Raw genomic sequence first — 8,644 nt, 5'->3', positions numbered from 1 at the left:
GCAGGGACGGGGTGGGCCTCGAGGCAGCCAAATCTTAAAGAGTGTTAACTGTCCGAGTCAATCAACGTCTGTGGATTTCGGTCGTACCGGTTGGTGGAATTCGGGATCCGGCCCAAACGACCGTTAAGCTGACCGGGTGGGAATCGACGAGCTGTACCCGCCGGACCGGCTGGCAGCCGCGCGGCGCGCCACGGCGGCCGCCGGCCTGGACGCCCTGCTGCTCACCCCCGGCTCGGACCTGCGCTACCTGACCGGGTACGACGCCCACGCCGGAGAACGACTGACCTGCCTCGTGCTGCCCGTCCAGGGCGAGGCGACCCTGATCGTGCCCAGGCTGGAACGACCGGCCGCCGAGGCGTCCCCCGCGCCGGCCACCGGAGTGCGCATCGTCGACCACCCCGACGGCGTCGACCCGTACCCCCTGGTGGTGGCTGCCCTCGACGGCCCGGCGGCGGCGGTCGGGCTCGCCGACCGGATGTGGGCCGAGCAGGTCCTCGCCCTGCGCGCGGCGCTCCCCGGCGCCGCGCAGCGGCTCGCCGGGGAGGTGCTGCGCGAGCTGCGCATCCGCAAGTCGCCTGCGGAGGTCGCGGCCCTCGCCGAGGCCGGCGCGGCGATCGACGAGGTGCACCGGCGGATGGGGGAGTGGCTGCGCCCGGGCCGGACCGAGGCCGAGGTCGCCGCCGACATCGCCGCGGCGATCCGCGCGACCGGGCACGTCAGCGTCGACTTCGTCATCGTTGCCGCCGGCCCGAACGGGGCCAGCCCGCACCACGGCACCTCGGACCGGCCGATCGGCGCCGGTGAGCCCGTGGTGGTCGACATCGGCGGCACCATGGCGTCGGGTTACCGCTCGGACTGCACCCGCACCTACGTCGCGGGAGCACCGGCCCCGGCCGACTTCCTCGACTACTACGCGGTGCTGCGCGACGCCCAGCGCGCCGCCGTGGCGGCGGTGCGGCCCGGCATCACCGGCGCGGAGGCCGACCTCGCCGCCCGCGAGCCGATCGCCGACGCCGGCTACGGCCCCGCGTTCCTGCACCGCACCGGGCACGGCATCGGCCTCGACGGTCACGAGGAGCCCTACCTGGTGGCCGGCAACGACCGACAGTTGGAGGCCGGGATGGCGTTCTCCATCGAACCGGGCATCTACCTGGCGGGCCGGCACGGCGCCCGCATCGAGGACATCGTCGTCTGCACAACGGACGGCGTGCAACGGCTCAACACCACCCCCACGGAGCTCATCGCGCTATGACTGTCGACCGCATCCTGCCCACCGACGAGGCCCACGACCTGCTGGACCTCGCCACCGAGCTCGCCGACCGCGAGCTCGCCCCGAAGGCCGCCGGCTTCGAGGAGCGCGGCGAGTTCCCCCGCGAGGTGCTGCGTACCCTCGGCCGGGCCGGCCTGCTCGGCCTGCCCTACCCCGAGGAGTACGGCGGCGCTGCCCAGCCGTACGAGGTGTACCTCCAGGTGCTGGAGATCCTGGCCAGCCGCTGGCTCGCCGTCGCCGAGGCGGTGAGCGTGCACACCCTGTCCTGCCACCCGGTGGCCGCGTTCGGCAGCGACGAGCAGCGCAAACTGCTGCCGGACATGCTCGGTGGCGAACTGCTCGGGGCCTACTGCCTCTCCGAGCCGCAGGGTGGTTCGGACGCGGCGGCGTTGAGCACCCGGGCCGTGCGCGACGGCGACACGTACGTCGTGTCCGGCACCAAGGCGTGGATCACCCACGCCCGGGTGGCCGACTTCTACAACATCTTCTGCCGCACCGGCGAGCCCGGTCCCAAGGGGATCTCCTGCCTGCTCGCCGACTCCGGCACCGCCGGCATCCTGCCGCAGGCGGCCGAGCGGACGATGGGGTTGCGGTCCTCCCCGGTGGCGCAGATCGCGTTCGACTCGGCGCGGGTGCCGGCCGAGCGGCTGATCGGCGGTGAGGGCACCGGTTTCACCATCGCGATGTCCGCTCTGGACTCGGGTCGGCTGGGCATCGCGGCGTGCGCGGTCGGGCTGGCGCAGGCGGCGCTGGACTACGCGGTGTCCTACGCCCGGGAGCGGCAGCAGTTCGGCCGCTCCATCATCGACTTCCAGGGGCTCGGCTTCCTGCTGGCCGACGCGGCCACCCAGATCGCCGCGGCCCGCGCGCTGACCCTCGCGGCGGCCCGGCTGCGTGACGCCGGCCGGCCGTACTCGATCGAGGCGGCCAAGGCGAAGCTCTTCGCCACCGACATGGCGATGCGGGTGACCACCGACGCGGTGCAGGTGCTCGGCGGCGCCGGTTACGTGAGCGACCACCCGGTGGAGCGGTACATGCGCGAGGCCAAGGTGCTCCAGATCGTGGAGGGCACCAACCAGATCCAGCGGCTGGTGATCTCCCGGGCGCTCGCCAGGGGCTGAGACGGCGGGTCCGCCGTCGCGTTCGTCGTCGCCGTCGCGCCGTTTTCCCGGTAGGTTGCTCGCCGTGGAGGAGATCGACCGCGCCATCGTCGCAGCGTTGACCGCTGACGGCCGCCTGTCGTACACGGATCTGGCCGAGAAGGTGGGCCTGTCGGTGTCCGCGGTGCACCAGCGGGTGCGCCGGCTGGAGCAGCGCGGGGTGATCAAGGGGTACGCCGCGCGGGTGTCGTTCGAGGCGTTGGACCTGCCGCTTACCGCGTTCGTGGCGATCCGGCCGTTCGACCCGTCGCAGCCGGACGACGCCCCGGAGCGACTGGCGCACCTGCCCGAGATCGACTCCTGCTACTCGGTGGCGGGGGAGGACTTCTACCTGCTGCTGGTGCGGGTGGCGAGCCCCACCGATCTGGAGCGGGTGCTCCAGGAGATCCGTACGTCGGCGAACGTGACGACCCGTACGACTGTGGTGCTGTCCACGCCGTACGAGAACCGGCCGCCGAAGATCAGTGCCGGGGCGCCGAGTCGGTCGCGGTCCCGGGTGCCGGAGGAGCCGGCTGGTTCCACCGCAGGATGACCTGCCGGTCGTGCTCGTGACCGAGCACGCTGACCGTGGCGGTGTCCAGCCGCAGCCGCGCGCCGGCGGACGGGGGCAGGCCGATCCAGCGGGCGCCGAGCACCCGCAGGCTGTGCGCGTGGCCGACGAGCGCCACGGTGCCCCGGTCGAGCAGCGGGGTGACCCGGGTCAGCACCCGGTCGAGCCGTTCGCCGACCTGCGCGGGTGACTCGCCGCCGGGGCAGCCGTCGGTCCAGATGTTCCAGTGCGGCTGGTTCTCGTGGATGTCGACGGTGGTGCGGCCCTCGTACTCGCCGTAGTTCCACTCGCTGAGGTCCTCGTCGACGGCGTCGACGGTGAGCCCGGCGAGCTGCGCGGTGCGCAGCGCCCGGGAGCGGGGGCTGGCCAGCACGCTCACGAACCGCCGGCCGGCCAGGAACGCCGCGAGGGTGCGGGCCTGCCGCTCGCCGTCGGGGGTCAGCTCCAGGTCGGTGTACGAGGTGTGCCGCAGGCTGGCGCTCCAGGTGGTCTCGCCGTGCCGGATCAGCAGGAGCTCTCCCATCCGATCAGTTAACCACCGCCGCCAGGCCGGCACCCGGCGGTTGTGGTGTGGTCGGCGCCTCACCGTGCGGCCTTCCTCGTCATGGTGAGGCGGAACGCTGCTCCTTGTCGGTGTCGAGCTTGACGGGGGCGGGCGCGGATCAGTCGGCGGGCGTGCCGAACCAGCGGGAGAGATGGTCGTTCAGGTCCTGCTGATCGTCGCCGATCCAGGCGACGTGGCCGTCGGGGCGTAGCAGGACGCACGGACCATCCAGTGCCGCGGTCGGATCCGCGAGGTGGTCGACGCGGTCGGACCAGCCGCCGACGCTCAGGCGTTCGGTGCGGTCCAGCAGCAGGCCACGGCCGCGGTGCAGCAGCCCGTAGAGGTGGCCCTGTCGCACATCGATGTCGCGCAGGCGGCGGCCGATCAGGTCGGGGCCCGCGCCGAAGTCGTACCGGATGTCGACCGCGGTGATCTTCTCGATCAGATAGCGGTTCACCTCGTCGAAGTCCATCAACGTGGTGAGTAGTCTGCGCACGGCCTGCGCGCCGGGTGCGGTGGACAGTAGCTCCGTCTGGGCGCGGGTGTTGTCCAGCACCTCCTCGGCGACCGGACGGCGTTCTGCCTGGTACGTGTCCAGCAGGGTCTCGGGCGCCCAGCCGCGGATCTGGGCGGCCAGCTTCCAGCCCAGGTTGAACGCGTCCTGAACGCCCAGGTTGAGGCCCTGTCCGCCGATGGGGGGATGGATGTGTGCCGCGTCGCCGGCCAGTAGCACCCGCCCGACCCGATACCGTTCGGCCAGCCGGGTGGCGTCGCCGAAGCGGGACATCCAGCGCGGGGAGTGCACGCCGAAATCGGTTCCGGCGATGGTGCGTAACTGTTGCTTGAAATCGTCGAGGGTGGCCGGCTTCGCGCGGTCGCTGACTCCCGCGGCGGGCACGAGGACGCTGTAGATCCCTTCGCCTGCGGGTCTCAGCCAGAATCGCTGACGGTTCTGGCGGATCTCGGTCACCCTGGTGGCGATCTCCTCCGGCGGCATACCCACCGACATCTCGCCCATCAGGGTCTCGTTCTGGGCGGGCTCGCCGGGAAATCCGACACCGAGCAGTTTGCGCACGGTGCTGCGCCCGCCGTCACAGCCGACGAGGTAGCGCGAGCGCAGCTGTCGCCCGTCGGCCAGCTCGACGGTCACACCCTCGTCGTCCTGCTGGAGACCGGTGACGGCGCAACCGCGCCGGACCTGCGCACCCAGTTCGATCGCGTGCTCCGCGAGCAGATGTTCGATGACCGGCTGCGGGATGCCCAGCAGATAGGCGTACGCGGAATCCAGGCTCGTCGGCGGGGGCTTGGGGATGGCGGCGAAGAAACCGCCGGCGGGACGCCGCCTGCCGTGCGGGAGGATGCGATCCAGCAGTCCGCGCATCGCCATCAGTTCGAGGCTGCGGATATGCAGACCGACTATGCGCACGAACGACGTGGGCTCGTTCTCCTTCTCCAGAACCAGAACCCGCACATCGTGCAGCCGTAGTTCGGCGGCGAGCATCGCACCGGTCGGCCCGCAACCGGCGATGATCACGTCGACGTGGGGTGCGCGATCGGGGCCGGAGCCCGGTGATTGGGGCCCGGGGAGGTGGCCCGTGGCGGAGTTTCGTTCGACCGCGTCGTTCGACGACGACTCGGCGGTGAATGGCAGAGGTCGCACAGGTGTTGCCCTTCGGGAGTGCCGTTTGGCGCTCCCGGCGACACCTACGTCAGTCGCCCGACCGTGACGGGAGGGGGAGCACCCACTTCGATACAGCGTTCATGGGTCTCACCTCCTCGGGCCGTGTCACGTTCGCCCGCAAGCTACAAGCCCGTCCGTCGTGGCGTCCAATCCTTTTCCGACGACTCCCATGGGCCTCTTCGGTTGATCCGGACCTTCGCCATTCCCACAACCTATCTTCCTAGGATGCCTTACCGGTGGTGCCGACGGGCACCACCGGTTTCGGCGCCCGGAGACCGGGCAAGCGAGCCGGGACAACCGCCAGACCGAGGAGGCGCGATGAGCTTCACCGAGAAGGCAAAGAACAAGGTTGAGCAGATGGCCGGCGCCGCGCGGGAGCGCGTCGGCGACATGACCGACAACGAGCGGATGCGTGGCGAGGGCGCCAGCCAGCAGAGCGACGCGCGCGCCAAGCAGGCCGGTCAGAACGTCAAGGACGCCGGTCGCAACGTGAAGGACTCCTTCACGAAGTGACCTGAGCGGTTCGCGGGTCCCCGGGTGGCACGGCCGCCGGGGACCCGTCGTGTGTGGCGACTAGGGTCGCGGGGTGACCGTGCTGCGTTCCCTTGTGTTGTTCGCGCTGGCCGCGCTGGCCGAGATCGGCGGCGCCTGGCTGGTGTGGCAGGGCTGGCGTGAACAGCGTGGCCTGTGGTGGATCGCGGCCGGTGTGGTCGCGCTGGGCTGTTACGGCTTCGTCGCCACGTTCCAGCCGGACGCGAACTTCGGCCGGATCCTGGCCGCGTACGGCGGGGTGTTCGTGGCGGGTTCGCTGGGCTGGGCGATGGTGGTGGACGGGTTCCGCCCGGACCGCTGGGACCTCGTCGGCGCGGCGCTCTGCCTGCTCGGCGTCGCGGTCATCATGTACGCCCCGCGCGGCGCCCCCGCGTGAGATTCGGGACAGTGAGCACCGTTCACCTCTGAGATGATCTGCGGCGTGATCCGCCCTCGGCTCCGCCCGTTGTACGGCGTACTGGTCGCGGTGGCCGTTGTCGGCAGCACCGCCTGCTCGGCGTCCCGGGTGCCTCCGCCGGACCGGCCGGTCTTCGTCGGCTCGTCAGCAGTGCCGTCGGCAAGCGTCAGTCCCACCCCGACGGCATCCACCGTCCCGCAAGTGGCGCCGGTGACCTCCGTGCCGGGGGCGACGCGGGTGGGGACCCGGGCGCGGGTTGTCGATCACGGGCCGCGGACCGGTGACAAGGTCGCGTTGACGTTCGACGCGGACATGACCGACGGGATGCTGGGCAACCTGCGCGCCGGCCGGGTGACGTCGTACGCGAACCTGCGGATCCTCGACCTGCTGGAGCGCGAGCGGGTGCCGGCGACGTTCTTCCTGACCGGCAAGTGGGTGCAGCGGTATCCGGACGTGACGCGGAGGATCGCCGACAATCCGCGCTTCGAGCTGGCGAACCACACGTACGGGCACGCGGCGTTCACCGCTGACTGCTACGACCTGCCCCGGTTGCCGGTCGACGAGTTGGCCGAGGACGTGGCGAGGACGTTCGAGGTGATCGAGGCGTACGGGGGGCGGCAGACCCGGTACTTCCGGTTTCCGGGGCTGTGCCACGACGCGGCGGCGCTGGACGCCCTGGCGCCGCTGGGCGTGACGGTGGTCGACGGGGATGTGGTCAGCGGCGATCCGTTCGCGACGGCGTGGAAGCCGTTGGTGCGGGCGGTGCTGGACCACGTACGCCCCGGGTCGGTGGTGATCATGCATGTGACCGAGGCGAACGCGGCGATGACCGATGAGGCGCTTCCGCACATCCTGGCCGGGTTGCGGGACCGGGGGCTGGTGCCGGCGCCGTTGTCCGAGGTGTTGGTGGTCTGACGGCCCGTCGCGCCGGGGCGGCACTGTGCGCGCCACGCGAGCGAGCGGCCGGCCGAGGTTCGGGAACAGGTTCGCGCGACCTGTCACGGTTGAGGTCCCACCGGACATGGAGTGAACGTGAGCTCCGGCGTTGAGTACTACGAGGACCAGTTCCGGCGCGTCTACGTCGCGGACTTCGAGCCGCTGTTGGCGTACGCGCTGCGGCGCGTCGAGCACCCCGAGGACGCGGCCGACGTCGTCGCGGAGACGTTCCTGGTGGCGTGGCGTCGTCGGCACGACATTCCGGACGGTGCCGAGGCCCGTCTCTGGCTGTACGGGGTGGCCCGGCGGGTGTTGGCCAACCATCACCGTGGCGGTGTCCGCCGGCAGCGGCTGGGTGAGCGGTTACGTCAGCAGATCGTCGCCACGGTGGCCGTCGATCCGGGTAGTGAGGTGCCCGAGCGGCTCGCCGTCCGGGCGGCGTTGGCGGGTCTGGGTGGGCTGGACCGGGAGGTGCTGATGCTCACCGTCTGGGAGGGCCTGCAACCGCGCGAGGTGGCCGCGGTCCTGGGGGTGGGTCCTGCCGTGGTCCGGACCCGGTTGTCGCGGGCGCGTGCCCGGCTACGGGAACTCGTCGGTGACGACCTCGGACCGCCCGGACATGTACTGGACGTGCTGACCGCAGCCACCCGGAAGGAGGAGAGATGACCGAGGAACAGCTGGACCGGCTGGTTCGCGACGCCGACCCCGCTCGGCTCGACCTCGTCGGTGGCCTCGGCGGGGTGAAGCAGTCCATCCTGGAGGAGATCATGTCTGAGTCGACGCTCGATCGTTTCGTGGAACCACCGCGACGGCAACCGGGGGCGGGGCGGAAGGTGCGTCGCTTCGCGGGCGTGGTGACGGCGGCCGCGGTGCTCGCCAGCGTCCTTTGCGTGTCCATCCTGCTGCGGGAGCCGGGGGAGGGCGGTGAGGCAGCTCCCGCGCCCGCCGCCGGTGCACCGGTTGTCTACTCGCCGGTGGCGATGCGGGCCGCGGAGAAGAACCCGCGGTTGCTGATCAACCGGCCCGGCTGGACGGCGACCACCGTGTACGGGTTCGCCGAGGAGCAGGGCACCATCGCGTTTCGTCGAGGCGATCGAGAGTTGGAGATGAACTGGTATCCGGCCAGCGGTTACGCGGACCGTTACGGCGACCGGCTCCACGTCAGCCGGCCGGAGGCGGTGCGGGTGGACGGCTGGCCGGGTGATCTGTTCCGGTACTCCGCCCGGGACTTCGCGGTGATCCTGCGTCCCCGCGACGGTGTGTTCGTGGAGTTGCGTACCGGGGACAACTGGTCCCGCAGGGAGTTCGACGAGGTTCTCGCGGCCGTCGTGCGGGTGGATGTGCGGACCTGGTTGGGCGCGTTGCCGGCGGAGATCGTCACGCCGGAGCGGGTGCGGGTGCGGGCGGCCGAGGTGCTCGCCGACGTGCCGCTTCCGCCGGGCTTCGACGTGGCGGCGCTGGAGGGCATCGGTGTGAACGACTCTTACCAGTTCGGTGCCGCCGTGACGTCGCGGGTCGGCTGCGGGTGGATCGCGGAGTGGCAGCGGGCGAGGG

10 protein-coding genes are annotated in these 8,644 nt (G+C 71.4%); 8 read left to right on the top strand and 2 right to left on the bottom strand.

Going from position 1 to position 8,644, the window contains the following annotated elements; translation table 11 throughout:
- The first annotated feature begins 136 nt into the window (after nucleotides 1-136).
- The 3 genes from FHG89_RS02015 (at nucleotide 137) to FHG89_RS02005 (ending at nucleotide 2,962) form a co-directional block, all read left to right on the top strand.
- Nucleotides 137-1,252, top strand: coding sequence for a M24 family metallopeptidase (locus FHG89_RS02015; RefSeq protein ID WP_139582297.1), 1,116 nt, complete (start codon nucleotides 137-139; stop codon nucleotides 1,250-1,252).
- Nucleotides 1,249-2,391, top strand: a complete 1,143-nt coding sequence (locus tag FHG89_RS02010) for an acyl-CoA dehydrogenase family protein (RefSeq protein ID WP_139582295.1) — start codon at nucleotides 1,249-1,251, stop codon at nucleotides 2,389-2,391. The genes FHG89_RS02015 and FHG89_RS02010 overlap by 4 nt, the downstream gene beginning before the upstream one ends.
- 64 nt (nucleotides 2,392-2,455) lie before the next feature.
- Nucleotides 2,456-2,962: an Lrp/AsnC family transcriptional regulator gene (locus FHG89_RS02005; protein ID WP_139582293.1), complete on the top strand. Its 507-nt coding sequence runs from the start codon at nucleotides 2,456-2,458 to the stop codon at nucleotides 2,960-2,962.
- Here FHG89_RS02005 and FHG89_RS02000 read toward each other — a convergent pair.
- Nucleotides 2,892-3,503 (bottom strand): histidine phosphatase family protein, encoded by a 612-nt coding sequence (locus FHG89_RS02000; RefSeq protein WP_139582292.1) that lies wholly within the window; start codon nucleotides 3,501-3,503, stop codon nucleotides 2,892-2,894. The two genes, FHG89_RS02005 and FHG89_RS02000, sit on opposite strands and share 71 nt — an antisense overlap.
- A 139-nt stretch (nucleotides 3,504-3,642) precedes the next feature.
- Complete coding sequence (rox, locus tag FHG89_RS01995) at nucleotides 3,643-5,025, bottom strand: rifampin monooxygenase (RefSeq protein ID WP_208760832.1); 1,383 nt, start codon at nucleotides 5,023-5,025, stop codon at nucleotides 3,643-3,645.
- Nucleotides 5,026-5,523: 498 nt separating this feature from the next.
- Here rox and FHG89_RS01990 point away from each other — a divergent pair, with 498 nt between their 5' ends.
- The 5 genes from FHG89_RS01990 to FHG89_RS01970 all read left to right on the top strand — a co-directional run.
- Complete coding sequence (locus FHG89_RS01990; protein WP_088989634.1) at nucleotides 5,524-5,718, top strand: CsbD family protein; 195 nt, start codon at nucleotides 5,524-5,526, stop codon at nucleotides 5,716-5,718.
- Nucleotides 5,719-5,791: 73 nt separating this feature from the next.
- Nucleotides 5,792-6,133, top strand: a complete 342-nt coding sequence (locus FHG89_RS01985; RefSeq protein ID WP_139582290.1) for a YnfA family protein — start codon at nucleotides 5,792-5,794, stop codon at nucleotides 6,131-6,133.
- A 45-nt stretch (nucleotides 6,134-6,178) separates the two neighbouring features.
- The gene (locus tag FHG89_RS01980) at nucleotides 6,179-7,069 is read left to right on the top strand and encodes a polysaccharide deacetylase family protein (RefSeq protein ID WP_244295100.1); all 891 of its coding nucleotides are present in this window, start codon (nucleotides 6,179-6,181) and stop codon (nucleotides 7,067-7,069) included.
- 117 nt (nucleotides 7,070-7,186) lie between these two features.
- A complete protein-coding gene (locus tag FHG89_RS01975) occupies nucleotides 7,187-7,756 on the top strand; it encodes an RNA polymerase sigma factor (protein WP_139582289.1) in 570 nt (189 codons plus the stop codon).
- Nucleotides 7,753-8,644 (top strand): hypothetical protein (locus FHG89_RS01970; RefSeq protein ID WP_139582288.1); only part of this gene is annotated, 892 nt, incomplete at its 3' end. The genes FHG89_RS01975 and FHG89_RS01970, both read left to right, overlap by 4 nt.

Origin of the sequence: Micromonospora orduensis (assembly GCF_006228125.1) — a bacterium.
Taxonomy (GTDB): Bacteria; Actinomycetota; Actinomycetes; order Mycobacteriales; family Micromonosporaceae; genus Micromonospora; species Micromonospora orduensis.
This window is presented reverse-complemented; position numbering and strand designations above follow the sequence as displayed.